Source organism: Methylocapsa aurea (genome assembly GCF_000746085.1).
Taxonomy (GTDB): Bacteria; Pseudomonadota; Alphaproteobacteria; order Rhizobiales; family Beijerinckiaceae; genus Methylocapsa; species Methylocapsa aurea.
The window spans coordinates 235945-260603 of sequence record NZ_JQKO01000001.1; the positions used below are offsets into that span (position 1 = coordinate 235945).

Annotated in this window: 23 protein-coding genes and 1 tRNA gene; 11 read left to right on the top strand and 13 right to left on the bottom strand. The window is 60.7% G+C overall.

Features of this window, described 5'->3' with window-relative positions:
- The first annotated feature begins 292 nt into the window (after nucleotides 1-292).
- The 4 genes from DL86_RS01100 to DL86_RS01115 all read left to right on the top strand — a co-directional run bounded on the left by DL86_RS01100 (nucleotide 293) and on the right by DL86_RS01115 (nucleotide 2127).
- Nucleotides 293-877, top strand: coding sequence for a MerR family transcriptional regulator (locus DL86_RS01100; RefSeq protein ID WP_036257339.1), 585 nt, complete (start codon nucleotides 293-295; stop codon nucleotides 875-877).
- Between the two features lie 130 nt (nucleotides 878-1007).
- A tRNA-Pro gene (locus DL86_RS01105) sits at nucleotides 1008-1085 on the top strand.
- A gap of 203 nt (nucleotides 1086-1288) precedes the next feature.
- Nucleotides 1289-1585 (top strand): DUF6525 family protein, encoded by a 297-nt coding sequence (locus DL86_RS01110; RefSeq protein WP_036257342.1) that lies wholly within the window; start codon nucleotides 1289-1291, stop codon nucleotides 1583-1585.
- Between the two features lie 305 nt (nucleotides 1586-1890).
- A complete protein-coding gene (locus tag DL86_RS01115) occupies nucleotides 1891-2127 on the top strand; it encodes a hypothetical protein (RefSeq protein ID WP_036257343.1) in 237 nt (78 codons plus the stop codon).
- 204 nt (nucleotides 2128-2331) lie between these two features.
- Here DL86_RS01115 and DL86_RS01120 read toward each other — a convergent pair whose 3' ends face one another.
- The 3 genes from DL86_RS01120 to DL86_RS01130 all read right to left on the bottom strand — a co-directional run bounded on the left by DL86_RS01120 (nucleotide 2332) and on the right by DL86_RS01130 (nucleotide 5428).
- Nucleotides 2332-2562, bottom strand: a complete 231-nt coding sequence (locus DL86_RS01120) for a hypothetical protein (RefSeq protein ID WP_036257345.1) — start codon at nucleotides 2560-2562, stop codon at nucleotides 2332-2334.
- Between the two features lie 197 nt (nucleotides 2563-2759).
- Nucleotides 2760-4715, bottom strand: coding sequence for a hypothetical protein (locus DL86_RS01125; RefSeq protein ID WP_036257347.1), 1956 nt, complete (start codon nucleotides 4713-4715; stop codon nucleotides 2760-2762).
- A 368-nt stretch (nucleotides 4716-5083) separates the two neighbouring features.
- Nucleotides 5084-5428 (bottom strand): HesB/IscA family protein, encoded by a 345-nt coding sequence (locus DL86_RS01130; protein WP_036257349.1) that lies wholly within the window; start codon nucleotides 5426-5428, stop codon nucleotides 5084-5086.
- 141 nt (nucleotides 5429-5569) lie between these two features.
- Here DL86_RS01130 and DL86_RS01135 point away from each other — a divergent pair, with 141 nt between their 5' ends.
- From DL86_RS01135 to scpB, 5 genes are all read left to right on the top strand, one after another.
- Complete coding sequence (locus DL86_RS01135; RefSeq protein ID WP_036257351.1) at nucleotides 5570-6787, top strand: deoxyguanosinetriphosphate triphosphohydrolase; 1218 nt, start codon at nucleotides 5570-5572, stop codon at nucleotides 6785-6787.
- 309 nt (nucleotides 6788-7096) lie between these two features.
- Nucleotides 7097-8875 carry an arginine--tRNA ligase gene (gene argS / locus DL86_RS01140; RefSeq protein WP_036257353.1) on the top strand — a complete coding sequence of 593 codons (1779 nt, stop codon included), beginning with the start codon at nucleotides 7097-7099 and terminating at the stop codon, nucleotides 8873-8875.
- Nucleotides 8876-9232: 357 nt separating this feature from the next.
- Nucleotides 9233-10615, top strand: coding sequence for an SPOR domain-containing protein (locus DL86_RS01150; RefSeq protein WP_036257357.1), 1383 nt, complete (start codon nucleotides 9233-9235; stop codon nucleotides 10613-10615).
- 300 nt (nucleotides 10616-10915) lie between these two features.
- Nucleotides 10916-11749, top strand: a complete 834-nt coding sequence (locus DL86_RS01155; RefSeq protein WP_084572653.1) for a segregation and condensation protein A — start codon at nucleotides 10916-10918, stop codon at nucleotides 11747-11749.
- Nucleotides 11743-12510, top strand: coding sequence for an SMC-Scp complex subunit ScpB (gene scpB, locus DL86_RS01160; RefSeq protein WP_051952465.1), 768 nt, complete (start codon nucleotides 11743-11745; stop codon nucleotides 12508-12510). The genes DL86_RS01155 and scpB overlap by 7 nt, the downstream gene beginning before the upstream one ends.
- 39 nt (nucleotides 12511-12549) lie before the next feature.
- On the opposite strand, the gene DL86_RS01165 is transcribed toward scpB, so the two are convergent.
- The 8 genes from DL86_RS01165 to DL86_RS01195 form a co-directional block, all read right to left on the bottom strand.
- Nucleotides 12550-13581, bottom strand: coding sequence for a cysteine synthase A (locus DL86_RS01165; RefSeq protein WP_036257360.1), 1032 nt, complete (start codon nucleotides 13579-13581; stop codon nucleotides 12550-12552).
- Nucleotides 13582-13871: 290 nt separating this feature from the next.
- A complete protein-coding gene (gene aqpZ / locus DL86_RS01170; RefSeq protein ID WP_036257361.1) occupies nucleotides 13872-14567 on the bottom strand; it encodes an aquaporin Z in 696 nt (231 codons plus the stop codon).
- 404 nt (nucleotides 14568-14971) lie between these two features.
- On the bottom strand, nucleotides 14972-15148 hold the full coding sequence (locus DL86_RS19570) for a hypothetical protein (RefSeq protein WP_156964414.1): 177 nt from the start codon (nucleotides 15146-15148) through the stop codon (nucleotides 14972-14974).
- Nucleotides 15149-15333: 185 nt separating this feature from the next.
- On the bottom strand, nucleotides 15334-16545 hold the full coding sequence (locus tag DL86_RS01175) for a molybdopterin molybdotransferase MoeA (protein ID WP_036257996.1): 1212 nt from the start codon (nucleotides 16543-16545) through the stop codon (nucleotides 15334-15336).
- An 8-nt stretch (nucleotides 16546-16553) separates the two neighbouring features.
- Nucleotides 16554-17045: a cyclic pyranopterin monophosphate synthase MoaC gene (moaC, locus tag DL86_RS01180; RefSeq protein WP_051952466.1), complete on the bottom strand. Its 492-nt coding sequence runs from the start codon at nucleotides 17043-17045 to the stop codon at nucleotides 16554-16556.
- A gap of 43 nt (nucleotides 17046-17088) precedes the next feature.
- Nucleotides 17089-17931: an indole-3-glycerol phosphate synthase TrpC gene (gene trpC / locus DL86_RS01185; protein ID WP_036257362.1), complete on the bottom strand. Its 843-nt coding sequence runs from the start codon at nucleotides 17929-17931 to the stop codon at nucleotides 17089-17091.
- On the bottom strand, nucleotides 17928-18995 hold the full coding sequence (trpD, locus tag DL86_RS01190) for an anthranilate phosphoribosyltransferase (RefSeq protein ID WP_036257363.1): 1068 nt from the start codon (nucleotides 18993-18995) through the stop codon (nucleotides 17928-17930). The genes trpC and trpD overlap by 4 nt, the downstream gene beginning before the upstream one ends.
- A 9-nt stretch (nucleotides 18996-19004) precedes the next feature.
- Nucleotides 19005-19610 carry an anthranilate synthase component II gene (locus DL86_RS01195; RefSeq protein WP_036258003.1) on the bottom strand — a complete coding sequence of 202 codons (606 nt, stop codon included), beginning with the start codon at nucleotides 19608-19610 and terminating at the stop codon, nucleotides 19005-19007.
- A 281-nt stretch (nucleotides 19611-19891) separates the two neighbouring features.
- Between DL86_RS01195 and DL86_RS01200 the strand changes: the two genes are divergently transcribed.
- Together DL86_RS01200 and DL86_RS01205 are read left to right on the top strand one after the other, a co-directional pair.
- Entirely contained in the window at nucleotides 19892-20491 is a 600-nt protein-coding gene (locus tag DL86_RS01200) for a MarR family winged helix-turn-helix transcriptional regulator (protein WP_245276186.1), read from the top strand.
- A gap of 184 nt (nucleotides 20492-20675) precedes the next feature.
- Entirely contained in the window at nucleotides 20676-20912 is a 237-nt protein-coding gene (locus DL86_RS01205; RefSeq protein WP_036258005.1) for a thioredoxin, read from the top strand.
- Between the two features lie 194 nt (nucleotides 20913-21106).
- Here DL86_RS01205 and trpE read toward each other — a convergent pair whose 3' ends face one another.
- Both trpE and DL86_RS01215 read right to left on the bottom strand, forming a co-directional pair.
- Nucleotides 21107-22624, bottom strand: a complete 1518-nt coding sequence (gene trpE, locus DL86_RS01210) for an anthranilate synthase component I (RefSeq protein ID WP_036257365.1) — start codon at nucleotides 22622-22624, stop codon at nucleotides 21107-21109.
- 10 nt (nucleotides 22625-22634) lie between these two features.
- Nucleotides 22635-24560, bottom strand: coding sequence for a peptidylprolyl isomerase (locus tag DL86_RS01215; protein ID WP_036257366.1), 1926 nt, complete (start codon nucleotides 24558-24560; stop codon nucleotides 22635-22637).
- Between the last annotated feature and the right edge of the window lie 99 nt (nucleotides 24561-24659).

Here is a 24659-nt window from a genome sequence, read left to right on the forward strand (position 1 = left end):
GAGTTAGAGCATGATGTCGTCCGAAAACCGGTTTCCACTTTTCGGCATCATGCTCTAGACGCCGTCTTTGCCGCTGATCTCCTGCAGCATGTGCGTTTTGTTGTTTCCCGCCAATCTCATGAGGGCATTTGATCGGCAGGCGCTTCAGGCGTTATGCTTCGGCAAGCGGCGGTGGGTCAAACTTGAGCCTTGCGGCCCGCGCGCAAGATCGTGCTTGCGAGAGCGGGTTAGGAGCGAAAAGCCAGGGTCAGCGGTGGAGCAGAGGGTCACGAGAGATCCGGAGCGTGAGGCCATGGACAAAAGCGCCGACGCATATCGCACGATCAGCGAAGTGGCCGACGAGCTCGATGTGCCGCAGCATGTCCTTCGCTTCTGGGAAACGCGCTTCACGCACATTAAGCCCCTGAAGCGCGCAGGGGGCCGACGCTTCTACCGCCCCCAGGATGTTGAGCTGCTCCGCGCGATCAAACGGCTCCTCTACGGCGAAGGCTATACGATCAAAGGGGTGCAAAGAATTTTGAAAGAGCAGGGCGCCCGCGCCGTCGCCGCGGCGAGCCAAAGCGGGGCTGACTTCGCGTCTTTTGCCGCGCGCGATCTGCCGCTTCTGCACCAGGACGCCGCCTGGAAGGAGGATCGGACGGAAAGTGTTTTCGATCGGCGCTCTTTGGATGCCGATTCATTGGAATTCGGGCCTGCCTCCCTAGCCGCCGAAGAGTTTGCGGCGCAGCCCTCCGCCGCACCGGATGCGGACAGCCTTATCTTTCCTGGCCGGCCGCCGGCAGCCGCCTTGCCGGCTAGGGCCGTCGCAGGATTGCGCGCGGCTCTGATCGACCTGGAGGAATGTGAACGGATCCTCGAAGCGGTGCGCCGGCTCTGAGCCTCGCGACCGAGCGGCTTTCTTATAAGCTTTTGAAACCTATCCGGTAAATGCAATTCGCCGCGTTCCATCCGGCTGGCGCATAGCAAGCGTTGCGCGCGGCAAAGGCTTTCTCTATAAGGGCCGAAGTCGGAGTGTAGCGCAGCCCGGTTAGCGCACTAGTCTGGGGGACTAGGGGTCGTGGGTTCGAATCCCGCCACTCCGACCAATCGGCCCGGTCTATGCTTGCAGCAGGGCAAGGGTTTCGGGCGCGTCCGCTCATCTCTGCGCGCGCGGCGTGCGGACGGGGCTATTCGACCGGAAGCCCCGTAGCAAGAGTCACCTTCTCGCGCTTTGCGCCAAGATCGCGGTTTGCGACCCGCGGCGCGTTCCCGCGAAGGTTGCCTGTCGCGATTGGGACCGAAGCCGCGCATGAGGACTTTGAAAAAGCAATTCGATTGCTACGATGCGCTTCCTTCTAACCTAAGGAAGATCCTGGCGAATGCCGCTTTTGATTGGGATGCGGCCCTGGTTGCGCAAGCGCTTGAACTCGGAGCCGCAGCCGAGGGAATCATAGCGCGGATCCTTGAGGATGAGCGGCGGCGGTTGCCGATCGACGCCTATGTCATGTATGGACCCGATCATCCCGGCGCGGCGCGCAATGTCCAGGCTAACTGGCTAAGATATTACCATTATCCCGCGAAAACAGGTTATTGGTGGGCGCGCTGAGCCTGCGCTGACTGCGGTGGAAGTGAATTCAAAAGAAACCGGGCGCCGTCTTCGCCGGGGCGCAATATTTCGCATCCAAACCGGCGACAGCCGCCTCGGGCGCGCCGAAGCGGAAAGGCTTGCCCTCTCTTTCGAAGGGAGATCCTCGACCCAAAGCGGCGCCAATTTTGCTCGCCCCTTCCTTGTTCACGGGCTGCAGAAACCGCCTCGATCAGGTGACGAGGTCCGGCGCTATGCTGAGGACAATCGCTGATCTTGAGCCTTTGCCAATTGGACCTCGGATTACGCAAAATAGGAAACGGAAAATGTTCGAAGGATGGCTAATTCAGGTGACTTCTGGGAACCCCGCGGAGGGCGAGCAAGATGTTGCGCTCTACGCTTCCTGGCTTCCCAAGGAGGATGACGCGGTCCTGAATGTGATCAAGACATTCAATCTCACAGACGACCATATTGTCTCCATGGTCATCGATCTGCCGAAAGAAACCTTCGAGAAACTTGGCCTGAAGCCAGGCGAGGCGGGTCCCTATAAAGAAGTGGAATAGCCCGCTTTCGGCAGGCGACGGGACCACGGGGTGACGCTGGACTGTCCCGCCGCTCGCGATGGCGACGGCGAGACGCCAACTTGGCCTAGGCTCTCCGGCTGAGCGGCTCTCTTGGCGCCTTTGCGGGGCAACGCCATGTCGGCGGGTCAGCTTCGCCGTTGACAAGACGATCGCGCCCTCATCCAGTTGCCCCACGCGGGCGCGTCAGCCTGCGATGGCCTTGAATTCGGCTACGGCAAAATCGAAAAAGTTTGTGATGTCGTAGACGGCGCCCTTTTCTTTGAACTTCTGGTTCTGCACCGTATAGCTAGCAAGATTCTTCTGGGTCGTCTTGTCGATAAACATAACCTCGAAGCTTCCATTGCTGAGATCATCAAGCGTGAAGGCCTCGATGTCCTTACCACCGCTCTTGAATTCTGTTCTTGGTAAAACCACGTCTTGTCTCCACACGTTAAACAAAAGCTATGCGCCACATACACCAGCTTTGCGCTGTGCGCCAGCCCTGTCAGACCTCCGGCAAACCGTATTCGAGCGCGGCGATGTTGTCGCAACGGCGATCAAGAGGCAAACCGATGCAATTTTGCTTTGACCTACGTGGATTTGCGCGGACCGCCACGTTTGTTGGCTCGAACCTATTGGTTCGCGGTCGCCTCTATTTCGAGCTTTCGTAGGAGCGCGCCGGGTGTCTGCAGCAATGTCAGGTCCGCGGCGCCGAGGCCGGCCGGCGCCGTCGCGACGAGGCGCAGGGATTTTGGATCGGCGACAAATTTCGCGATGGCCGCGCCGATGGCTTTTGCCGCCGGCCCATTTTCAAGCGCGATCGGCGCCAGCAGGGCGACGGCGGCCGCATAGCTTTGGCGCAGTTCATCGGGCGACTTATTCTGGCTTCTCGCCTGTGCCGCGATCGCTTTTTCAAAAAATCCGTTGTTTTCAATGCGTAAATCGAGTTTTCTCAACCGGGCTCCTAGGGCTGCAGCCGTGGAAACCACTCGGTTTGGCGACAAAAGGTCCTTCGAGACATTGCCGACAAGTCCGGAGACCTGCACCGTTCCCATGTTCGCCCCCTCCAGCGCAATCGTCCCTATCTCGAGTTCTTGCTTGGGCTCGTTGAAATCCGCCTCGATGCGGCCCGAGAGATCGAGCTGCGAATAGCCCATGGCGGCCAGATCCTTGAATGCTCCTTCCTCGGCCAGGCCGATTGCGCAGGTAAAGTGATCGAGCGCGACGTTGAGGCGGGTCGGCAGCCCGTCCTTCTGGTTCGAACCGCGCAGCCCGAAGCGCTCCGTCTTGAATGAGACGCCGGCCCCTTCCGGCTCCTTCGCGGCGATTTCAATTTGGATCCCTTTCAGAATGATCTCCTCGATGGAGGGAATCGCGGCCCTGGCGCTGGCGCCAGGCGCAGCGCCAGGGCTATTTGGCGCGGCCTTCGCGACGGCCTCGCGCAGATTTTTCAGATCGATTCCCTGAAAGGAGATGTCGGCAATCCCTATTGTGGCTTTGTCGGCGACGAGCGCCATATTTCGGAAGTTGATTTCGGCAATCTTATCGCCAGAAAGCCGCGCGGCCCCGACATGCGCGACCGAAAGAGTAACGGGCTTATCGCCTTGATGTGTGGTTAGCCTCACATCGTCTGCGTCCATTTCATCGACATCGAAGGAATCTAAGACATCGGCGAAAAGCAGCGCGGCGCGTTTTTGAGACCCGCCGGCGGATTGGTCGCCGTTCTTGGCCTCGAACCAAGGCAGACGCGGCGGGCGCCCCTTGACCCCACGTCCGGTCAGGCTTTTGACGTCAATTTCGAAGCGCGTCTTCGCGTCGGAAAAATAAAATCCATCGACAGCGTAGCTCTCATAGAGAGGGCGCATCGGCGCGTCGATTTGGTCTCGCGTCCCGGTCATGATCTTTGCGGCGAGGAGAAGATCGATGTTTTTCGCACTCATCGGACCATAGGCGCCCTTGGCTTCGCCGCCTTCGGAATCCGACATCGAAAAGCTGGCCCCGGCAGCGCTCGCGGCCGAGATTTTGCCATTGACGACGTCGGTCAATGAAATATCGCGATAGAGGACCTTCTGGCTCACGGAGCCGAACTTCGTTTCGGCGACAAGTTCGGGGATCGAGATCGCTGAAGCGGAAAATTTGCCGAGTCTTTCGGCCGTCGTCATCGCGCTCTTTGGATCGAGAATTTGCGCGAGTTCGGCCTTCGTGAGCGATGCCCCGGAAAGGTCCAGGCGCTTGATCCTATAGGTCGCAAGACCGGTCTCGATCGTTACGTCCTCGGCGCTCGCAATGTTTGTCGCAGCCCGCGCCGCCGCGACAAGGACTGCGGGAGGCGCCTCGCTCCCGAGGGGGAAAATAAGAGAGCCCGCATGAACCGACAACTCGTCGTTTCGGAACGCCGCTCCGGCGACGCGCACCCGGCCGCTCCAAGGATCGGCGATGATTTGATCGGCGCTCCACCGGCCGGCGCCGGTTGCGATCGCGCCAAAGGCCTCTCGCGCTGTTCGGTTGGCGATGCCATCGGTCACAGCGCTGACAAGCGCGGCGCCGGCCAAGAGGCCAGCGCCAGCGAGGGAAGCTTTCCAAAGCATGCGGACCTCGTGAACCTCAAGGATCAATGTGGGGGGCGCGCGCGGATCGAACGGTCCGGGCCGGGCGCTTCTCGAGTGGATTGAGTCATCTGTTCGGGAAGGAATAGCTCGGATTCAAACAATTGAAGCATTCCACAGTGAACATGGTCCAACCGCGGGTGCGCCTAGCCTGTCATGTAGCAGACAATAGCCGATCATGTTTGGATGAAATGTGGGCCGGGGGGCCGCCATCAGCGTTAACTTGCCGACGATCCAAGGCGAAAGGGACCCGAAGACTCGGATCTCGAGGCGGCTCCAAAAACAATAGGGACAATGCGAATGTGACGCATTGTCCCCATAGATCACTGAAATTCCGCGTGTTCGAGACGTCAGACAGCGAAGCTGGAGCCGCAGCCGCAGGACGCCGTCGCGGCCGGATTGACGATTTTGAACATCCGGCCCATCAGATCGTCGATGAAATCAATCCGGCAGCCGCGCAAAAACTCCAGAGAAACTTGGTCGACCAACACGGTCGCCCCTTCGCGCTCCAAAACGAGGTCGTCCTCGGCGCGTTCGGTCGTGATGTTGTAAGTATAGGTGAATCCAGAACACCCGCCGCCGTCGACGCCGACGCGCAGGAAGGAGCCGGCAGGTTCTGTCTTCAAGATCTCGGCGACGCGCCGCGCCGCGTTATCAGTCAATTCGACAGGGGCTTCGGCCAAAACTTCGCTCATTTCGATACCTCGATTGGAAACCGTAGGCGGTTTCCAAGCAAAATGCGCGCCATTGCGAGAGTGCTTGCTTCACCGTCAAATAGGGAACATATGTCTCCTTCCTAGCGACTGCAATAAGACAAGCCGCTGAATCAGGATTTCATGCAAGCGTTTGCCTTTCTACCTGCGCGCGCGCCCTATGCGGCGGCCGCGTCGCTAAGTCGTGGGAGACTCATCGCCGAGCCCGCTTCGCCGTCGCGCTCGGAGTTTCAACGCGATCGCGATCGGATCATTCATTCGTCGGCGTTCCGGCGGCTGGCGCATAAGACGCAAGTCTTCGTTCCCCATGAGGGCGATCACTATCGCACGAGGCTCACCCATTCGCTCGAGGTCGGTCAGATCGCCCGTTCGCTCGCTCGGGCGCTTGGCCTTGACGATGATCTGGCCGAAGCTCTCGCCCTGGCGCATGATCTGGGCCATACGCCCTTTGGCCACACCGGCGAGGATGCGCTCGACGAGTTGATGGCGCCCTATGGCGGCTTCGATCATAATGCCCAGACGCTGCGGATCGTCACCAAGCTGGAGCGGCGCTACGCCGCCTTCGACGGGCTCAACCTGACTTACGAGACGCTGGAGGGACTGGTCAAGCACAATGGCCCTCTGCTGCAAGCCGATGGCGCGCCGGTCGGGCGTTACTCCAAACGAGGGCTCCCGGCGGCAATTCTCGAATTCAACTCGGTGCGAGACCTCGACCTTGCGCGTTTTGCCAGCGCCGAAGCCCAGGCCGCCGCGCTCGCCGACGACATCGCCTATAATGCGCATGACATAGATGATGGCCTGCGCGCGGGGCTGATCGACTTCTCGCAAATTGCCGAGGTGGATTTTCTGCGCGACCTTGGCAGCGAAATCGAGTCGCTTTATCCCGGTCTTGAGCCGGTCCGGGTCATCCATGAGCTGGTGCGCCGCCTCATCACCCATTTCATTGAGGACGCGATCGAGGAAAGCGCGCGCCGGATCGCGGCGAGCGGGGTTGCGAGCGTCGATGAGGTGCGGGCGCAAGACCTGCCGCTGATCGGATTTTCCGAGGCGACCTGCAGCGTCGAGCGGCTGATCAAAAGCTTTCTATTTCAAAACATGTATCGGCATCAGCGCCTGGCCCGCGTGCGGGAGCAGGCGGCCGAGATCATCTACAATCTGTTCCCGCAGTTTTTCAAAGTGCCGGAGCTGATGCCCGAGGAATGGGCCGCCGCGGCGCTCAAAGCTGGCACAGACGAGGCGCGCCGCGCCCGGCTCGTCTGCGACTACATCGCCGGAATGACCGACCGTTATGCCGTCGCCGAACATCGCAGGCTTTTTGACGAGGCGCCGGATTTGCGCTAGAGCGCTTCCCAATCGGGCGCTCAGATTCAATGCGTTAGCGCAGGTTGGAATTGAAAGAGGCGATCGCTTTTTTCAAGCGCGCGCTCCATAGCGACCTCAGATCGTTGGGGAATCAGAAGGCGGTCCTAGCTTTTTATTTTCTCGCGCATTCTTAACGCGAACCGGACCCCAGTTAACGTTCGGCTGATGTTTCAGCGAAGGAGGTCGGCGGTCGCGGTTCCGCCCGCCCGTCGTTTTGGTCGAACACAGGCGGATCAAAGCCGGGTCTAACGACTGAGTTCGGATCCCGGTTGGAGTAAAATTTTAGAAATGAACTTGTTTGCTGAGTTTCACGAACGCATCGCGTCCATCTTGCAGAAAATCATAGTCAGCGGGCGCCTGCCGGCCGACCTCGATTTGGGGCGTTTCGTCGTGGAGCCGCCGCGCGATCCCTCGCATGGCGACGTCGCCGCCAATGCGGCAATGGTCTACGCCAAGGAGGCCAAAGCCTCCTTCGCTAATCCGCGCCAACTCGCCGTTGAGATCGCCGCGGCGCTCGCCGATGATCCCGATGTCGCAGAGGCCGAGGTCGCCGGGCCGGGATTCATCAATATTCGCGTCAAGCCGAAAGTCTTTTCCCGCATATTGCGCGCGGCTCTGCTACAAGGGCCGGAATTTGGACGGCCCGCGCCCGCCAGCGGCGCACAGCTGAAAATCAACATCGAATATGTGTCGGCGAACCCGACAGGTCCGATGCATGTTGGCCATGGGCGCGGCGCGGTCTTCGGCGATGCGCTCGCCAATTTGCTGGCTTTCGCCGGCCATTTTGTAACGCGCGAATATTATATCAATGATGCGGGGGCGCAGGTCGACGTCTTGGCCCGTTCGGCCTATTTGCGCTACCGCGAGGCCCTGGGCGAGGCGATCGGCGTCATTCCCGAAGGCCTTTATCCAGGCGACTATCTCAAGAACATCGGCGCGGCTCTGGCGCAAAAATACGGCGAAGAGCTGCTCACCCGCCCTGAAAGCGAATGGCTTGAGGATGTGCGCGCCGTAGCGATTGATGGCATGATGGCGATGATCAAAGAAGATCTCGCCGCGCTCAATATAGAGCATGAGGTGTTCTTCTCGGAGCGCTCCCTGACCCGCGGAGCCGAGGGCGATCAGGTGGCTGCAGCCATCGCCGAATTGCGTCGGCGCGGCCTTGTCTACGAGGGGCGCCTGGAGCCGCCAAAAGGGCAGGTGGTGGAGGATTGGGAGGACCGCGAGCAGGTCTTGTTCAAGTCGACGGCTTTTGGCGACGATGTCGACCGGCCGCTGCTGAAATCGGACGGCGCCTATACTTATTTTGCCTCCGACATAGCCTATCATAAGGCCAAGATCGACTGTGGCTATGCGGTTTTGGTTGACGTCTGGGGCGCCGATCATGGCGGTTACGTCAAGCGGATGCGGGCCGCGGTCGATGCTCTGTCGGAGGGCCGCGCGAGCCTCGACGTAAAGCTGTGCCAATTGGTCAAATTGATGCGCAATGGCGAGCCGGTGAAAATGTCGAAACGCTCCGGCGACTTCGTGACTCTGCGCGAGGTCGTGGATGAAGTCGGCGTCGACGCGGTTCGGTTCATGATGCTTTTTCGTAAGAACGACGCGGTCTTGGAGTTTGATCTGGCGAAAGTAATTGAGCAATCGAAAGATAATCCGGTCTTTTATGTTCAATATGCACATGCACGAACAAAATCCGTGTTACGCCAATCGCTTATAGCAATATCTGGAATTGATCTCTCAGTAGAAGCATTGGCGGCGGCGGATCTCGGCCTGCTCCAGGACGAAGGAGAAATCGGGCTCGTCAAGCTTGTCGCCCAATTTCCCCGGGCGATGGAAGCCGCGGCGCTTGCGCATGAGCCGCATCGCGTCGCGTTTTATCTGCACGAACTGGCGTCTAGTTTGCATTCGCATTGGACTCGCGGCAAAGATCAGCCACAATTACGATTTCTTAATGAAGAACGGCCAGATTTGACCATTGCAAGGCTGGCTCTGGTCAGAGTATTGGCGATGGTTCTTGCCTCCGGGCTCGGTATTTTGGGGGTCAGCGCTCCCGAGGAAATGCGCTAGAGCGCGTCTCGATCGGACGGACTTGTCTGATCGAAAAGGAAGCGTTCAGATTCAAGAGGTTGGAGCATGTCGGAACCAAAAAAGTTGATCAACTTTTTTTGAGGACATATTCTAGCCGGATCGGCCAGGCGTCGATCGGTGAATATTCTCTCGCCGGCGAGGGGGCGTCGCGCGGCGGATCCGCCAAGTTCTCGGTCGACCAAGGTACTTGTTGAATTTAAGAGATTTGTTGACGGAAGCCTTTGACGTTAAGGAGCATTGTCCGCTGCGGCCTTTGTCCGCCGCGGATGCCACAGTCGCCGTGACGCCGATGGACGCAAGATTGTCCATGACGTGAGCGCGGCAGGAGGTAGGAACATGCGCGAGCCTGTTGCGAAGCGGCGGTCGATGATCGATTTTGAGGAGTTTGAAAGGCGCTTGCGTCCGGCAAACTCCGCCAGCCGCACGGAGGGCGATCCTCTTGCTGAGCTTGCCCGTCTCGGCGGCGGACGGGAGGATCCTTACAAATCCGTTTTTGAGCCTCGTGGCCAAGGTTCGGCCAACGCCTGGGACCAGGGCGAGTCCAGCCTGGCCGATCCCAGTCGCGGCGTCAGCAGCGATTTCGCGGCGATCGAAGCTGGATTGCTCGGCGCGCGCCAGCGCGATGCGACGACTCAGCCGGTCGATATGGATGACGCCGCCACCTTCCTGGCCATCGATGACGGGTCCGAGCATTGGCGTTACGAAGATGAACATGCGCCTTCGCAGCCCATCGATAATTTCGGTGAGGAAATTCGGTCGCGGCGGCCGCTTTATCTGATGGCGGCGATTATCGTTGTCGGGGTTGCCGGCATCGGGGCCAGCTTCGCCTTCAAGAGCGGAGGATCCAGCGTTCGAGAAGTTGCTACGATCAAGGCCGCGGAAGGGCCTACCAAGATCCAGCCTGAATCAACCGCGACGGCGGATGTTCCCGCCCAGGATGCTTCGATTTTGAACAGGACGCCGCAAGCGGCGCCCGCAGCGCTTGTCAATAATGCCGAACAGCCTGTGGATCTGTCGCATGTGCAGGAGAAGGCGCCGCGCGTTATTGCCTTGGGCGGATCGAGGCCGCGTTCAGACCACGCCGGCGTGAGCGGAGCCGCAAGCGTTCCTGTGCCGCCGCCGGAGCCGGCGCAGCCGCAAGCGCAAGCTCATGGCGAAGCGCTCAGCATCGCCGGTTTGATTGAGCCCAGGAAAGTGAAGACCATATCGGTCCGCCCCGACGGGACGCTTCTTCCCAACGATCGGCCGCCTCCGATCCAGGCCCAGGCAGCGCCCCCGTCGCAGCACCCGACCGCGGATGCCGCCAAGGCTTCCACACCAAAAACAACCGCCCGCGTGGCGACGACGCCAAAAGCGCCCGCGTCCGGAGCAGAGGGCGGCCAGCCGGCGCAGGCGGCGAATACCGCCAAAGCGAAGCCTGTTCAGGTGGCCGATGCCGCGGCTGGGGCGATGCCGGCAAAGGCCAGCTCCGCGGCGGCCGGGACTTTCGCGGTGCAGCTTGCGGCGCCCACGTCGGAACAGGAGGCGCGCGATATTCAGGTGCGCCTGATGAAAAAGCACAGCGAATTGGCGGGTTTCCATCCTTCAATTCGCAAGGCCGCCAGCGGCGACAAGACGGTCTATCGCGTTCGGGTGGGCAATCTTTCGCACGAGGAGGCCAACGCCTTGTGTCAAAAAATACAGAGTGGCGGAGGCAATTGCTTCGTCGCCAAGAACTGAACCATAGGCGGCTATTGCGGGCGGAGGGCCCGCAATGGCTATGGAAGACGGCGCAAGGCGCGACAGCGGAGCAGTGAAAAGGCGCGGCGTTTTTCCGGGACTTGGCTATTTGGCGCAAGACTTTGGCCTGATTTGATCAAACCCCCTTTGGCGCGGGCGCGATCCGGGGTGGCCTTTGGCCCTAGGTTGGGCGGTTTAAGAGATTTGTGGATATAGACGCGCTGCCCCAACGCCTCCTTGCGATGCGATGGCCATCGCGTCAAAGTTCGGCGCCGGGGTGCGCGCCATGTTGCTCGGCTTATGACGCATCTTGGCGATGGAGCGGGCTTCTTGAATATAGGTTTTGAGCAAGATTCGGTCGAGGTTGGAGGCGAGGCCTCTTTCGTGGTCGATGTCGAAGGTTTCGAGGGACCGCTTGACCTGCTGCTCGACCTTGCCCGGCGCCAGAAGGTGGATCTCCACAAAATTTCGGTGCTCGCGCTGGCCGAACAATATCTCGAATTTGTCGAGGCGGCGCGCAGCCTGCGGCTCGAGCTTGCGGCTGATTATCTCGTTATGGCGGCCTGGCTCGCTTATTTGAAATCGCGCCTCCTCCTGCCCCAGGCGGCGAAGGATGAAGAACCCGCCGCCGCCGAACTCGCCGAGGCGCTGCAAATGCGGCTGCGCCGCCTAGAAGCGATCCGCGCCGCCGCCGAAGCGCTGGTCAACCGGCCGCGCCTGGGGCGCGATATTTTCATGCGCGGTCAGCCGGAGCACATTGAGGCGGGCGGTGCGCCGCAATGGCGGGCGAGCCTCTATGATCTTCTCTCAGCCTATGCAAATCGGCGTCAGAAGCACGCCCTGGCGCGGGTAACCTTAAAGCAGCGCTTTGTCTGGTCGCTGGCGCAGGCGCGCGGAGAACTCGAAAAACTTGCCGGGCAGGCGCTCGATTGGACAGTTCTCGACACTTTCCTCATCGCCTTTTGCGCATCTCCCGAGATCGCCCGCACAATTCGCGCGTCGTCGCTTTCGGCCGCGCTTGAAATGGCGCGCGAAGGCGCAATTCTGCTCCGTCAGGACGAGCCTTTTGCGCCGCTCTGGATCAAGTGCAAAGCCCGCCCCGCGGAGACGATCGTCCAGGTGGTGGAATGTTGAAGCGGGAAGGGGGATTTCACTTGGCGGAAATCGCCAGACTTTTTTCCGAAGCCGACGGCGACCGCCCCTCGCCCGAAGGTTCGCGTGAGGTCGATGCGGTCATGGCCGAGGCCATGCGGATCGCCGAGGCGCTTCTCTTTGCCGCGCCCGAGCCTCTTGGCGAGCAGGACATCGAGAAGCGGCTGCCGCGCGGCGTCACGGCCGTAGCGGTGCTCGATCAGTTGAAGGCGGCTTATAGTTCGCGCGGCGTCAATCTTGTGCGGGTCGGCGGCAAATGGATGTTCCGGACGGCCGCGGATCTCGCCTGGCTGCTGGCGGGCGGCGAAAGCGAGCCGAAAAAGCTTTCGCGCGCGGCTCTGGAAACTCTCGCGATCGTTGCCTATCACCAGCCGGTGACGCGCGCCGAAATCGAGGAGATCCGCGGCGTCGCCATTTCGAAAGGAACGTTGGACGTTCTCCTCGAAACGGGCTGGGTTCGTCTGCGGGGCCGAAGACGGGCCCCAGGCCGTCCAATCACCTATGGGACCACGCAATCGTTCCTCGTCCAATTCGGTCTCGACGCCATCACCGATCTGCCCGGCCTTGAGGAGCTGAAAGGCGCTGGTCTCTTCGATGGCCGTCTTCCATCCGGTTTTGGGATTCCGCAGCCATCCGACCAAGCGGATCTCGCTCCGGACGAGGACCCGCTCACGGATGAAGGGCTTGAGGATTTTGCCGCAGATGCGCCTGGGCCGGACCCGGAAGATCCAGCGATCGGATGAAGCGGGCCGAAGGATCGGCCGCGCCTACAGTTCGCGATGTCAGACGAAATCGGGCTTGATCGAGGGCTTGCGATCCATCCATGCTGGGACGGGCAAATTCTTCGAGCGCAAGAACTCAGGATTAAAAAGCTTTGACTGATAGCGGGCGCCCGAATCGCACAAGATCGTCACGATCGTGTGGCCTGGCCCAAGGTCCTTCGCGAGTCGGATGGCGCCCGCCACATTGATCCCTGACGAGCCGCCAAGCAGCAGGCCTTCGTGTTCGGCGAGATCGAATACAATCGGCAGGGCTTCCTCGTCGCTGATTTGATAGGCGAGATCGATTGGCGCATCCTCGAGATTGGCGGTGATCCGGCCCTGGCCGATCCCCTCGGTGATCGAGGAGCCGGAGGATTTCAATTCGCCGCTGGTGTAAAAGGCATAAAGAGCGGCCCCGAGCGGATCGGCGATTGCGATCTTGATGTTGGGATTCTTGCCCTTCAGCGCCATGGCGACGCCCGCGAGCGTTCCTCCGGTGCCGACAGCGCAAGTGAAGCCGTCGATCCTGCCTTCTGTCTCAGCCCAAATTTCCGGTCCGGTCGTCTCCAGATGGCCTTGACGATTGGCGACATTGTCGAATTGATTGGCCCAGATCGCGCCGGCAGGATATTCCTTGGCTAGGCGTTCGGCGAGACGGCCCGACAGCTTTACGTAATTATTCGGGTCTGAGTAGGGGACCGCCGGAACCTCGATCAATTCGGCGCCCTGCAACCGCAGCAGGTCTTTCTTTTCCTGGCTCTGCGTGTCGGGAATGACGATCACGGTCTTGAATCCCAGCGCATTGGCGACGAGGGCGAGGCCAATTCCGGTATTGCCGGCGGTGCCTTCGACGATCAGGCCACCTGGCTTCAATGCGCCGCGCTTGATCGCGTCATGGATAATCGCGAGCGCCGCGCGATCCTTGACCGATCCGCCAGGGTTCATGAACTCGGCTTTGCCAAGAATGGTGCAGCCGGTCGCCGCAGAGGCCTTCCTTAATTTGATGAGTGGCGTTTTTCCGATCGCCTCGATGACGTTTTCCGGTGAGTTCATGAATCATAGTCCCGCTTATGTCGCGAAACTATAGAGCGTGCGCGCGCCTCGTGTCGAGCATTCCGGCGGCGCATAAAAGCGCCTTTTTGCGGATCGAAAATCATAGTCGCAGCGGAATTTCGCCTTGCTGCAAGGGGCTATGATTTTAGCCGCGCCGCCCGGCTCTCTTTACAGACCAAGAGAAGGCGATGAGAGTTTTTCAAGCGCTTTCAGACTCGACGGAATCGGAAAGCGCTCTAACTCTTTACTTGTCGCCACTAGAGGCGTTGCCATATCGCTTGGAAATATTTCTAGCGCGGCTCATGGTAGAGGAACCGCCCGAACAAGCCTGCGATGACCGCCCCGCCGATCGGCGCCGCCCAAAACAGCCAAAGCTGCTCGATATATTCCCTGCCGGCGAAAAGCGCCGGGCCGAGGCTCCGCGCGGGATTGACCGACGTGTTCGTGACGGGGATGGAGATCAGGTGGATAAGGGTCAAGGCGAGCCCGATGGCGAGGCCTGCGAAACCAGCGGGCGCACGGGGTGAGGTCGCTCCCAGAATGACGATCAGAAAGAAGAAGGTCAGCAGGGTTTCAATAATCGCGCAGGATTTGAGATCATATTTGCCCGGACTCAAGGCGCCATAGCCGTTCGAGGCGAAGCCATGAAGCTCAAATCCGGCCTGCCCATGCGCCACGACATAAAGCACCGCCGCCGCCGCGATTGCGCCAGCGACTTGCACGATAATATAGGGCAAGACATAGGCTGTGAAAAAACGCCCGCCGGTCCAAAGGCCCAGGGTCACCGCCGGGTTGAAATGGCCGCCGGAAATATTTCCAAAGGCGTAAACCCCCGTCAACACGGTTAAACCGAAGGCCAGCGCGACGCCGACGAAGCCGATCCCTAATTCAGGAAAAGCCGCAGCCAGGACGGCGCTTCCGCAGCCCCCGAAGGTCAACAAGAAAGTGCCGAGAAATTCTGCGCTTATGCGTTGAGTGAATATCATGGTGTCAGCCTATCCGCGAAATTAGAGACGCGCCGCGATGGCGATCTCTATAGTGCTGGAATCATGGATTATCTTGAGAGCGCTTCCAGATTAGAAGAAACCGTTCGATCAGGAGCGAACTAGACTGCGGGCGCATTGCCGATTTATAGGATATGAAAATGGAATAGGTTCGCTCGGTAAAGTTGAAACAACGTTTGAAAATTGTCAATAACGGCGCCAGGAAATATGCCTGCGCCTCTAGAGCATTTTCGAGGGAAACGGAAACCGGCGCGCGTCAAGAAAATGCGATAAAGCAAAGAATCAGAGAGGCTTTCCGATTCAGGTAGATCTGAAAGCGCTCGCGCCATCAATCAGGATGCGCCGACAACTTTGGTTGATGGATGCGCCTATCCGCTTGTCGCAAATTACTTTGCCGGGACCGGCACGATTTGAACGTCTTCGACTTGGTATGCCTCTTCGTCGGCTTCGGGCTGATGCTTGACGAGATGGGTGGAGCCATACCACCAGATGACCGCGCCAATCATCAGAACCGACACGAAAACGATGTTCTTTCTTAGGGCGCCGTCTTTAAAAAAATCCATCTGCGATATCCTCCTTCTTTTCGTTTCGTTTGCTTTTCGCTTTGAACGTCGTCTCTCAAATGCGGCCCAACGCGCAATGTGTCGCGTGCTCTTGGGGTAGGGAATGGACCTTCGACTGGCTCCGCTCTTGAATTGTCGCTACTCCTTTGAAGGGAAAAGTTCAATAAGAGCTCGGGTCGGCGGCGTCAGCGAAGCTTGATGATTTGGCATGGGTCGCCGGCTTTCCCCGCCGGCGCATGGGGAGCCCGGATCAAGAGACAGTCGGCTTGCGCAAGCTGTCTCAAAAGCGAGGAGTCCTGCGTCTCGAAGGGCGTCACTGTCGCCATCCCGTTTTCGCCCAGCGCCAGGTTCGCGCGCAAATAATCCTCCCGGCTGTCATTGGCATGAATCGCGCCGCCAAGGACGGCGGGTTCGCTTCGTGCGCTTTGGGCCTCCGGATCGCCCAGGAGGGCCCGCACCAGGGGCCGGAGAAAAAGGACGCCGCCAACGATCGCGGAAACCGGATTGCCTGGAAGTCCGAGGATCGCCATGGGCCCGAGGCCGCCATGGATCAATGGTTTGCCCGGCCGCATGGCGATGCGCCAGAAATTAAGTTTCATTCCTTCTCGAGCCAGCGCAGGTTTGATGAGATCGTGATCGCCGACCGACGCGCCGCCAAGGGTGACGAGGACATCGGCTTTAGCGTCTCGAGCGGCCCTGATTCCGGCAGCGATCGCGGCGAACTCGTCTCGCGCGATGCCAAGGTCGAGCGGCGCGCCGCCCGCCTCCTCGACGAGCGCCGCGATCGCGAAGGAATTCGATGCGACAATTTGATCCGCGCCGATGGCTTTGCCGGGCGCCGCCAATTCATCCCCAGTCGCGAGGATGGCGACGCGCGGCGCCCGGGCCACCCTGATTTCAGTATGGTTCATCGCCGCCGCGAGCGCGATCTGCGATGGGCCAAGCCGCGTTCCCGCAAGGAGCAATGTTTCGCCCTCGGCAAAGTCGAGGCCCTTAGGGCGAATGAAGCGGCCTTGGGAGACGCTTCGCGCCGGCGCGATGAAACCGTCGTCGGCTCTGGCGTCCTCCTGGATGAGGATCGCATCGGCGCCCGCTGGGACCGGCGCGCCGGTGAAGATCCGCACGGTTTCGCCTGGACCGAGGCGCCCCAAAAAACCATGTCCGGCAGCGCTTTCACCGATTTGTTTCAACCGAGTTGGCAGATGCGCTAGATCGGCGGCGCGCACGGCGTAGCCATCCATCGCCGAGACGGCCATGGGCGGCTGGGTTCGTCGCGCAATAAGATCCTCCGCCAAGGTTCGCCCGGCCGTCTGCGCCAAACTGACCGTCTCGATCGGACGTTCGCCGGAAACATCAGCAAGGATTTGCGCGCGGGCCTCGGCAACCGACAACAGCATATCGCGGCTCATGCGGGAAGGGCGCGCCCGCGCGTCCACGCTCCAGATTTGCCGCCGGTTTTTTCCACAAGGGCGATCGCTTCGATGCGCATGCCGCGATCCACCGCCTTCAACATGTCGTAAATCGTCAGACAGGCCACCGAGACGGCGGTCAAAGCCTCCATTTCAACGCCGGTCTGGCCCAAGACTTTAGCGCTGGCGCGCACCAGAATTCCCGGCAAGACCGGGTCCGGCTCGAGATCGACGCTGATCTTCGTCAGCGCCAGAGGATGGCAAAGCGGAATCAGGTCATGGGTCTTCTTGGCCGCCATGATCCCGGCGATCCGCGCCACCGCGAAGACGTCGCCTTTCTTGGCGTTGCCGGATAGAGCCAGTTCCAGGGTCGCCCTTTGCATGACGATCCGGCCTTCCGCGACTGCAACGCGTTCGGTCGTCGCTTTGCCGGAGACATCGACCATGTCGGCCTCTCCGGACGGGGAAAGATGGGTGAGGTCAGGCATCGAAATCAGCTTTCCGGAGCGCGTCGAAGGCTCTAAGTCTAAGTCAAAGCAATCTGTGCTCGCGTTTGCCCTGCGGCGGCGCGCAATGCGACGCATCGCCAAAGAGCAGTTCTCGCGTCGCCGCCGTGACCTCTTTCTGGCGCATCAGGCTCTCGCCGACAAGAAGCGTCGATATTCCATGGGCTTGCAATCGAAGGCAATCCTGATGGGTAAAGACGCCGCTTTCGCCGACCACGATCCGGTCTGCCGGAATTTTTTCGGCGAGCCTTTCGCACGTTTCTATCGAGACCTCGAAGGTCCGCAAATTTCGATTATTGACGCCGATGAGCCGCGTCTCAAGCTGCAGCGCGCGCGCAAGCTCGGCCTCCTCGTGGACCTCAACCAGAATGTCCATCGAAAGATCATGCGCAGCGCGGGTCAGGGCGCTCGCCTCGGCGTCGTTGACGCAGGCCATGACGATCAAGATGCAGTCGGCGCCATTTGCCCGCGATTCATAAACTTGATAAGGATCGAACAGGAAGTCTTTGCGTAGACACGGTAAATGCGTCGCTCGGCGCGCCGCGTCGAGATCGTTCAGACTGCCTTGAAAAGAGGGCTGGTCGGTTAGCACGGAGAGGCAGGCGGCGCCGCCTGCCTCATAGGCGCGGGCAAGCGCCGGAGGGTCGAAATCGGCCCGGATCAGGCCCTTCGAAGGGCTGGCTTTCTTGATCTCTGCGATCAAGGCGAACTGGCCGGTCTCGTGCTTGGCCTCGATGGCCTTGACGAATCCTCGCGGCGGATCGTGATCATGCGCCTTGCGTTCAAGGGTTTCGAACGGCATGCGCACTTTGGCTTGAGCGATTTCGCGACGCTTATAGGCCTCGATCGTCTTCAAGATGTCGGTCATGGATTTTGCCTTGTCGCGCAGGCCGCGGAGGGGGCATCCGAGTGTGGAGTGGCGCGGTTCGAAATTTTGATAAGTTTGGCGAGCGTATCGGCCGCAGCGCCCTGATCGATGGCCGCGGCGGCCAGGGCCGCGCCCTCTTTAAGATCGGGGGCCTTTTCGGCGACGACCAGCGCCGCCGCCGCGTTCAAGATGGCGATGTCGCGATAGGCCGTCCTGGCGCCATCGAGCACCGCTTTCAGCGCCGCGGCATTGGTCGCGCAATCGCCGCCCTGAAGATCGGCGAGCGCCGCGCGAGGCAATCCGGCGGCCTCCGGCGTGATCTCGAAGCAGCGGATCTCGCCGTCCTCAAGCGCTGCGACGAAGCTTGGGCCGGTGGTCGTCGCCTCATCGAGACCGTCCGCTCCATGCACCAGCCAGACCCGGCGCGATCCGAGATTGCGCAGCACTTGCGCCAGGGGCTGGAGCCAGCTGGCCGCAAAAACGCCAAGCATCTGGCGTTGGACCCCGGCGGGATTGGCGAGCGGGCCAAGCAGATTGAAAATCGTGCGGGCGCCGAGTTCGACCCGGGCAGGCGCGACATGGCGCATCGCCGCATGATGCGCCTGAGCGGTCATGAAGCCAATGCCCGCCTCGGCGATGCAGGCCTCGACCTCCCTCGGCGCGAGGCCGATCTTGACCCCGAGCGCGGCCAGGACGTCGCTCGACCCCGAGCGCGAGGAGGACGCGCGATTGCCGTGCTTGGCGACCGGAACGCCGCAGGCCGCGACGATCAGCGCCGCCAGGGTCGAGACATTATAGGTTCCATGTCCATCGCCCCCGGTGCCGACGATATCGATCGTTTCCGCCGGGGCCTCGACCCGCAGCATCTTCGCCCGCATCGCCTTGACCGCGCCTGTGATCTCTTCGACCGTTTCGCCGCGCACTCGCAAGGCCATGAGGAAGCCGCCGAGCTGGGCCGGGGTGACCTCGCCGGAAAAAATATGATCGAACGCGGTCTCGGCCTCGGCTTCGGTCAGGCTCGATCCGGTCGCGACCTTGGCGATCAGCGGTTTGAACGCATCCATGTCAGACCCTTAAACTGCGGCTCGCCGACGGGTCTCATTCCATTGCGCAGCGAGATCGAGGAAATTTCCAAAAATCCGCATGCCATGTTCCGAGGCAATGCTTTCGGGATGGAACTGTACGCCATGCGCCGGAAAATTCTTGTGCGAAATCCCCATCACCAGCCCTTCGGTCGCGGCCGTCACGCCCAAATCATCCGGCATGGATTCGGCCTGCACGACCAATGAATGATAGCGCACGGCTTGAAAAGGGCCGTTGATGCCGCGAAAAACCGTCTCGCCCTGATGGGCGATCGTCGCCATTTTGCCATGCACCGGCTCCGGCGCGCGGATGATTTCGCCGCCATAGGCCTCGCCGATGGCCTGATGGCCGAGGCAGACCCCGAAGATTGGAATGGACGCGCCTGCGGCTTTGATGAGATCGAGGCAGATCCCGGCGTCGCGCGGCCGGCATGGGCCGGGCGATAGCACGATTGCGTCGGGGGACGCCTCCATGATCTCGGCGACGCTCGCCTTGTCGTTGCGATGCACCGCGACGTCAGCGCCGAGCGAACCCAGGCAATGGACCAGGTTCCAGGTGAAGCTGTCGTAATTGTCGATGAGCGTTACGGCGGTCATGTCGCATTTTTTTATGTTTGGGATGGGTGTTTTGGGCCGCGCGCGCGGCAAGGTCAAGCGATTGGGGGTGGGTCGGTGGCGATGGTCTGGTGGGTTGCGAGGGGGCTGACTTCTACTGCGGCGTAACGGCTTGCCAAAGCTGACGTTAGTTGAACCCAGAATGCAGAATGGCTTGACAAAATAAATAGGAGTCCTATTTATTAAATATGACTCCCTTCGATGCCCTTTCCACCCCGCTAGCTCGCCGTTTACGTGACGGGCTCGATCGCATCTGTACCGTGATGCGCGCGGACCAATGGGGCGTCGCCGAAGAATCTGGTCTCAATCCCACGCAGGCGCATGTGCTTACTTTTGTCGCTGGGCGAGGCGCGACGGGGATGCGCGTCCGCTCCATTGCCGACCATCTCGGCGTCGCCCAGCCGACGGCGACGGACTCGATTGGGGCGCTGGTTCGCAAGGGGCTGCTGACCAAGGTCGCCGATCCGGAGGACGCTCGAGCCGTGGCCATTCGGGTTACGCCGGCCGGTCACGATGTCGTTCGCGGCCTTGGCTTGGCGATCACGTCGGCGGAGCGCGCCCTAGAGACTCTTTCCATGAAAGAGCAATCAACGCTTCTCGGTCTCGTCATCAAGACCATTCGCGCATTGCAGCAGGCCGGCGCGATACCCCCTCAACGTCTCTGCGTGAGCTGTCGCTATTTTCGCGCTTACGTTCATGATGATGAGGACATCCCGCATCATTGCGCCTTGGTGGACGCTCCTTTCGGGGGACGACATTTGCGGCTCGATTGCCCGGAACATGAACAAGCCGAACCAGAGGCGCTCGACGCAGCGTGGAAGGTCTTTGACAGAGGCGCCGACGACTTGCCAATGTCTACATAGCTTTGAGGAAAAAGCCGATGTTTGACAATCAGTTGTGTCTATCGGTTCCCGACCCTTTTCCAGGCGGCGCCGCAGATTTCCTCCGGTTCGGCTGGATCATCCTGGCGCGCCTGAAGAAAAGCGGTTCGCTGGTTGGCCCAGCGAACCGCTCATTTTCTCCGCGCAGTAGAAAAGGATGTTGATCATGACGCAGAAGGCGACGTTCTACCACGCAGGCTGCTCGGTTTGCGCCGACGCCGAAACCAATTTGGCGAATTCGCTCGATCCAAAGGCTTTTGATGTCGAGATCGTGCATCTTGGCAAGGACAAAGCGCGCATAAACGAGGCCGAGGCGGCGGGCGTCAAATCCGTGCCCGCCTTGGTTATCGGTGGAAAGACATATCATATCAATTACGGAGCTGACCTTTCGGCTCTTAAATAATTGGCGGCGCCTCGAAAATTTTGCCGTGGATTCCTCTAAACTGCCTCGCCAGGGTTTGCCCAAAGCGAGGCTTTTTTTCAGTGTGTAGGAGCCCGAAGCGGAACTGCAAAACGCTCCGTCTCCGGTCCGTGGCAAGTCTCGGCAGTCGCGTTTGTCGCCTTCATCAATCGACGTAAAAAGAGCCGCCGTCGAATCTACTGCCCCCGCTTGACCCTTGTCGCGAATCGCACTGCTTCCTCAGCCGCGCGAAACAGGGCTTGCGCCTTGTTGACGCATTCGCGCTGCTCATAGGCTGGATCGGAATCATAGACGATCCCGGCGCCCGCCTGGACATGCATGACCCCGTCCTTGACGATCGCGGTGCGCAAAATGATGCAGGTGTCCATCTCCCCCGAGGCGCCGAAATAGCCGATGCAGCCGCCGTAGACGCCGCGCTTGTCGGTCTCGAGTTCGTCGATGATTTCCATCGCCCGGACTTTTGGCGCGCCGGAGACCGTGCCGGCGGGAAATCCGGCGCAAAGCGCGTCGATGACGTCGTGCCCGGCGCCGAGCCTGCCTTCGACATTCGAGACGATATGCATGACATGGCTGTAGCGCTCGATCGCGAATTTCTCGGTCACCTCGACGGAGCCGATCTCCGCGACGCGGCCGACATCGTTGCGGCCGAGATCGAGCAGCATCAAATGCTCGGCGCATTCCTTTTCATCGGCGAGAAGATCCAAGGCCAGGGAGTCGTCTTCCGCCTTGGTCTTGCCGCGCCAGCGCGTGCCGGCGATCGGACGGATCGTGACTTTTCCCTCCCGCACGCGGACGAGGATTTCGGGACTTGAGCAGACGATCTGAAACGGCCCAAAGTCGAGATAGCAAAGAAAGGGCGAGGGATTGACCCGCCGCAGCGCGCGATAGAGCGAGAATGCGGGCAGGGCGAAGGGCGCCGAGAACCGCTGCGACAGCACGACCTGAAAAATATCGCCGGCGCGGATGTAATCCTTGGCGCGCTCAACCATTTCGCGGAAGCGGCTTTCCGCGGTGTTCGATCGCGGCTCGCCTGCCGCAAGGAAGGGATCGGCGGCAAGCGATTCATGCGCCAGCGGCCCTTCGAGCGTCGCCACCACCGCTTCGATTCGCTCCAGTGCGCCATCATAGGCCGCGCGAAAACTGATCCCCTGCGCGGGACGCAAAGGGGTGACGACGAAAATCTCTTCCTTCACCGCATCGAAAACGACCATCACGGTCGGGCGCAGCATCATCGCGTCCGGCGCGCCGATTTGATCTTGCTTGCCCGGGCCAAGGCGCTCCATCTGGCGCACCATGTCATAGCCGAGATAGCCAAAAACGCCGGCCGCCATCGGCGGCAGATCCTCCGGCGTCTCGATCCGCGACTCGGCGATCAGCGCCCGAAGGGAGTCGAGCGGCGGCTCGGGGCAAGGTTTGAAATCATCCGGATCGCTCAGCGCGCGGCGGTTGATTTCCGCGTTGCCGCCATAGGCGCGCCAAAGAATATCGGGGTCGAGGCCGATCATCGAGTAGCGGCCGCGCGCTGCGCCGCCTTCAACCGATTCGAGCAGAAAAACCCGCCCGCTTCGGCCAGCCGAAAGTTTCAGAAAGGCCGAAACCGGCGTTTCCAGATCGGCGATGAGCCGAGCCGAAACAAGTCGCGGCTCGCCCGCTTCATAGCCGCCTGCATGGGCCTCGACAGAAGATGCGAACATCTGCGGGCGCTCAATAGGCGTCCGGCGCGCCGCCGGACGCAGCCTTGAACGCCTGCATATTGACCTTTACTCCCAGGTCGTCTTCGAGCTTGGCCATATATTGCGACAGCACATCCTCGGCGAGGCCATTCTTCACCTCGGCGGAAACGGCGCTCGCAGCGGCGGTCTCGAGGTCGACGACCGGAACGACGACGTCGACGACCTGGAAAAGAACGCGTCCGCCATCGTCCATGCGGGCCGAGCCGGCGCCGCGCAAGCCGACATTGAAAATCTGAGCAACGACATTGGGAGTGAGCCCGTCAGCAGGCTCCTTGGCGCCGCCGCGCTTCACGTCGCTGGCGTGCTTGACGCCGAGATTGCCCTCGGCGGCGGCTACGGCGGCGACCGAATCGCCGGCCTCGATCTTCTTGACCAACGCCGCGGTCTTCGCGGAAAGGAGCTTTGCCGTCTCGTCGTCGCGCCAGGCCTTCTCGACCTCGGGCTTCACTTCATCGAAGGTCTTCTGGCGAACCTTGTCTATTTTTGCGATCTCAAACCATTGATAGCCGCCGTCGGCGATCTTCAGCGTGTCATTGTCGACCCCAATGTCGGAGGCGAAAGCAGCTTTCAGCAAGGCCGGGCCATTGGTTATATCCCCCACTGGCGCGGCTTGCGGGTCGGCGCCCGCCGCGCTGATCGCCGCGATCGTCCGGGGCTCGAGACCGGCGCTGCCGGCGGCCTCCGCCAACGACTTGCCGGAGGCGCGCTGATCCTCGATTGCGTCATGAAGCCGCGCGATTTCGGCGCGGGCGCGCTGCATGGCGATGTCGCGCTTCAGTTCGACCGCGACATCCGCAAATGGCTTGACGCTCGAAGGAACGATCTTGGCCACGCGCAAAAGGACTGTGCCGAACTGCGCCTTGACCGGCGCGCTGATCTGACCTTCGGCCAGGGCGAAAGCAGCGTCGGCGACGCCCTTGTCGGCGAGGCCGTCGCGCGTCACTGTTCCAAGATCGGCGTCCTTCTGAGTCAGGCCTTTCTCTTTCAAAAGGTCATCGAAGCTCTTTCCCGCCGCAAGCTTGGCGTGGGCTTCCGCGGCGGACGGCTCATCGGCGTAGAGAATTTGCTCGACCGTGCGTTTTTCTGGCGCTCCAAAACGCTCGTTCTTGACTTCTTCGTAGCGCTTCTGCGCATCGGCGTCGGAGACATTTTCGGGCTTGGCGAGCGCGGCCGGCGTCAGCGACAGAACCACCAGGCTGCGAAACTCGGGGGTGACGTAATTCTGTTTGCGGTCCTCGAAATATTTTTGCAGGTCCTCCGGCGGCGGGGCGGGAATGACGCCCGCGGCGGAGGGGGGCAGGACCAGATAATCTATGCTTCGGGTTTCCGTCTGATAGCGATGAATCGCTTCCAGCATGGTCTTGGGCAATTGTACGCCATAGGTCAGCGCATCGGTAATCTGGTTGCGCAAATAGCCGCTGCGCTGTTCGCGCAGGAACCCCTTTTCGCTCAGGCCATTGTCACGCAAGATTTCGTCGAAGCGCAGGCGGTCGAACTGCCCCCCTCTCCCCTTGAAAGCGGGGTCGTTCACGATCGCCTTGCTGATGTCCTGATCGCTTAAAGCGAGGTCCAGCGCGCGCGCTTGCTGATCGAGAGCCGCGTCGCTGACGAGACGGGACAGCACCTGCCGGTCAAGGCCGAACAAGCGCGCCTCTTCGTTGGTGATGTTGCGCCGGGCGCGCCGCTGCAGCCGTTGCAATTCGGTCTGATAGGCGTTGCGATATGCGTCCAGGGTAATCTCCACGCTTCCGACTTGCGCCAGCTTATTGACGCCGAAGCCCTGGAAAATATCGCCGATGCCCCAGATGACGAAACTGAGGATGATCAGGCCCATCACGATCGCCATGATGAAGCGGCCAATCAAGCCTTGCGTCGCGGCGCGCATAAATTCGAGCATGTGGATTGCGTCTCTCTGAAAGGCTGCGCCCGGGGCCGGGCTTTCACAATTTCGAACGGGACTATAAGAAGGCGACGCTGCGCATGCAACGCGGCGGCG

Excerpts from the sequence above, each read along its gene's own strand:
- trpD (WP_036257363.1), bottom strand. The coding sequence starts at position 18,995 with ATGGATGCGTTCAAACCGCTGATCGCCAAGGTCGCGACCGGATCGAGC.
- DL86_RS01150 (WP_036257357.1), top strand. The coding sequence starts at position 9,233 with ATGCGCGAGCCTGTTGCGAAGCGGCGGTCGATGATCGATTTTGAGGAG.
- DL86_RS01115 (WP_036257343.1), top strand. The coding sequence starts at position 1,891 with ATGTTCGAAGGATGGCTAATTCAGGTGACTTCTGGGAACCCCGCGGAG.
- DL86_RS01110 (WP_036257342.1), top strand. The coding sequence starts at position 1,289 with ATGAGGACTTTGAAAAAGCAATTCGATTGCTACGATGCGCTTCCTTCT.
- trpE (WP_036257365.1), bottom strand. The coding sequence starts at position 22,624 with ATGTTCGCATCTTCTGTCGAGGCCCATGCAGGCGGCTATGAAGCGGGC.
- DL86_RS01125 (WP_036257347.1), bottom strand. The coding sequence starts at position 4,715 with ATGCTTTGGAAAGCTTCCCTCGCTGGCGCTGGCCTCTTGGCCGGCGCC.
- DL86_RS01155 (WP_084572653.1), top strand. The coding sequence starts at position 10,916 with ATGACGCATCTTGGCGATGGAGCGGGCTTCTTGAATATAGGTTTTGAG.
- DL86_RS19570 (WP_156964414.1), bottom strand. The coding sequence starts at position 15,148 with ATGGATTTTTTTAAAGACGGCGCCCTAAGAAAGAACATCGTTTTCGTG.
- aqpZ (WP_036257361.1), bottom strand. The coding sequence starts at position 14,567 with ATGATATTCACTCAACGCATAAGCGCAGAATTTCTCGGCACTTTCTTG.
- DL86_RS01100 (WP_036257339.1), top strand. The coding sequence starts at position 293 with ATGGACAAAAGCGCCGACGCATATCGCACGATCAGCGAAGTGGCCGAC.
- DL86_RS01135 (WP_036257351.1), top strand. The coding sequence starts at position 5,570 with ATGCAAGCGTTTGCCTTTCTACCTGCGCGCGCGCCCTATGCGGCGGCC.
- DL86_RS01200 (WP_245276186.1), top strand. The coding sequence starts at position 19,892 with ATGCGCGCGGACCAATGGGGCGTCGCCGAAGAATCTGGTCTCAATCCC.
- DL86_RS01205 (WP_036258005.1), top strand. The coding sequence starts at position 20,676 with ATGACGCAGAAGGCGACGTTCTACCACGCAGGCTGCTCGGTTTGCGCC.
- argS (WP_036257353.1), top strand. The coding sequence starts at position 7,097 with ATGAACTTGTTTGCTGAGTTTCACGAACGCATCGCGTCCATCTTGCAG.
- DL86_RS01195 (WP_036258003.1), bottom strand. The coding sequence starts at position 19,610 with ATGACCGCCGTAACGCTCATCGACAATTACGACAGCTTCACCTGGAAC.
- DL86_RS01215 (WP_036257366.1), bottom strand. The coding sequence starts at position 24,560 with ATGCTCGAATTTATGCGCGCCGCGACGCAAGGCTTGATTGGCCGCTTC.
- scpB (WP_051952465.1), top strand. The coding sequence starts at position 11,743 with ATGTTGAAGCGGGAAGGGGGATTTCACTTGGCGGAAATCGCCAGACTT.
- trpC (WP_036257362.1), bottom strand. The coding sequence starts at position 17,931 with ATGACCGACATCTTGAAGACGATCGAGGCCTATAAGCGTCGCGAAATC.
- moaC (WP_051952466.1), bottom strand. The coding sequence starts at position 17,045 with ATGCCTGACCTCACCCATCTTTCCCCGTCCGGAGAGGCCGACATGGTC.
- DL86_RS01175 (WP_036257996.1), bottom strand. The coding sequence starts at position 16,545 with ATGCTGTTGTCGGTTGCCGAGGCCCGCGCGCAAATCCTTGCTGATGTT.
- DL86_RS01130 (WP_036257349.1), bottom strand. The coding sequence starts at position 5,428 with ATGAGCGAAGTTTTGGCCGAAGCCCCTGTCGAATTGACTGATAACGCG.
- DL86_RS01165 (WP_036257360.1), bottom strand. The coding sequence starts at position 13,581 with ATGAACTCACCGGAAAACGTCATCGAGGCGATCGGAAAAACGCCACTC.